Source organism: Actinoplanes sp. NPDC048791 (genome assembly GCF_040650095.1).
GTDB lineage: Bacteria > Actinomycetota > Actinomycetes > Mycobacteriales > Micromonosporaceae > Actinoplanes.
Map to the genome: position 1 here is coordinate 1 of NZ_JBEZGQ010001365.1, position 1,857 is coordinate 1,857.

Annotated in this window: 2 protein-coding genes; both read left to right on the top strand. The window is 76.5% G+C overall.

Features of this window, described 5'->3' with window-relative positions; genetic code table 11:
- The first annotated feature begins 321 nt into the window (after nucleotides 1–321).
- Entirely contained in the window at nucleotides 322–1,125 is an 804-nt protein-coding gene (locus AB0C29_RS46350) for a DUF58 domain-containing protein (protein ID WP_360834477.1), read from the top strand.
- Nucleotides 1,122–1,857, top strand: a 736-nt coding sequence (locus AB0C29_RS46355) for a hypothetical protein (RefSeq protein WP_360834479.1), incomplete at its 3' end; no start/stop codon positions are given. The genes AB0C29_RS46350 and AB0C29_RS46355, both read left to right, overlap by 4 nt.

The following is a 1,857-nucleotide window of genomic DNA, read 5'->3' on the forward strand; positions in this document are numbered from 1 at the left end:
GCACCGATGGCGCGCGCGGGCGACTGACCATGCGGGTGACCCGCCGCGGGTACGCCGTCCTCGTCACCGCGGTCCCGCTGCTCGCCGCGGGCTGGTGGGGCCGGTTCGCCCTGGCCGGGGTGCTCGGGGCGATCCTGCTCGGCGCGGTGTCGGCGGCCGTCCTCGGCACCGGGCGCACGCTGCGGATCACCGTCCGGCGCTCGGTGTATCCGAGCCGGGTGACCGGGGGCCGTCCGGCGCAGGCCCGGCTGTGGGTCACCAACCCGGGCCCCGGCCTTCACCGCCGCCGATCCGGCCGGGCCGGTCACCCGTACGGTGCAGGTGCGCGGTCTGCCGCCCGGGGGCGAGACCGTGCAGCACTACGAACTGCCCACCGACGTACGGGGCAGGTGGACGATCGGACCGCTCAGCCTGGAGCGCCGGGACGCGTTCGGGCTCGCCCGCAGCAGCGTGCCGGCGGGGGAGACGACGACGTTGTGGGTGCATCCTCGCCGGCTCCCGGCCCGGGCGCTGTCCGGCGGCCGGCGACGCCACCACCACGAGGGCACCGTCACCGACAGTGCGCTGCGCGGGTCGGCCGAGCTCAACGACGTGCGCGAGTACGTGCCGGGCGACGAGGTACGCCTGCTGCACTGGAAGGCCACCGCCCGCACCGGGCAGCTGATGGTCCGCGACCTCGCCGACCCGCAACGCAGCCGGTTCACCGTCCTGCTCGACACCCGGGCCGCCGCGGCCACCGCCGACAGTTTCGAGGAGCTGGTCGAGACGGCCGCGTCCCTGCTCAGCGCCTCGGTCGCCGCCGGGCAGCACACCTGCCTGCTGACCTCCTCGGGCCACCGGACCGCGGTCGACGGCACAGCCGGCGCCGCCGGTGCCCTGCTCGACGCGCTGAGCGAGGTCACCCAGGACGACCGGACCGCCCGGTTACCCCCGGACCGCGGTGGCAACCTCGTCGTGGTCTGCGGCGACGGACCACCACTGGTGCCGGCGGCCACGCTGCTGCGGCGGTTCACCCGGATCCACGTCATCGCGCTGGGTGGCCCGGTCGAGGTGCCGGGCGCGCGCGTGCTGCGGGCCCGGACCGCCGACGAGGCCGTACGGCTGTGGAACGAGGCACTCGGGTGACCGTCCGTACGGCCTGCGTGGTGCTCGCCGCCGCTTTCGCCGGAATGCTGTTCGCCCCCGAGTACGGCGTCGCCGCGCTGCTCGTCCCGGTCGGCGTCCCGGCGGCAGCGGTCCTGCTGGCGGTGCTCGCCTGCGGCCGGTTCTCCGTCGTGGACTGGCGTCCCATGCTGGTCCTGCTGGCCGGCGTGCTCGCGGTCGTGGAGACGGTGCTGTGGCGCACCACGGCCGCGGGCCTGCCGACCGGCGCGACGCTGCGGGCGCTGGTGGACGGGGCCGGCGACTCCTGGCGGCTGGTACTGCAATCGACGTGGCCGGCCCGGCCGGACCCGGCCCTGCTGCTGTTCGTGCCGCTGCTGGTGGTGCTGGCCGCGGTGCTCGGCGCCGAGTTGCTGCACCGGCTGCGGAGCCCGTTGCCGGCCCTGCTGCCCAGCCTGACCGTGGTCGCGCTGAGCCAGCTGTATTTCAGCCCCGCGCCCGGTCCGGCGACGCTCGCTGCTCTCGCCTACGCCGCACTCGGCGCCACCTTGCTGTTCGAAGGCCCGGCGGTGCGTGTCGTCCCGGCAGCGGTGCCAGCGGTGGTGGCCGCCGTCGCCGCGGCGCTCGTGCTCCCGAGCGGCCCGGCCCGCTACTCGCTGGCCCGCGACCAGGCCGCGCCGCTGCCCGACGCCGGGCTGACCAGCCCGCTGGACGAGGTCACCGGGCGGCTCGGCGACCCGTCGCGGCCGGTGTTCC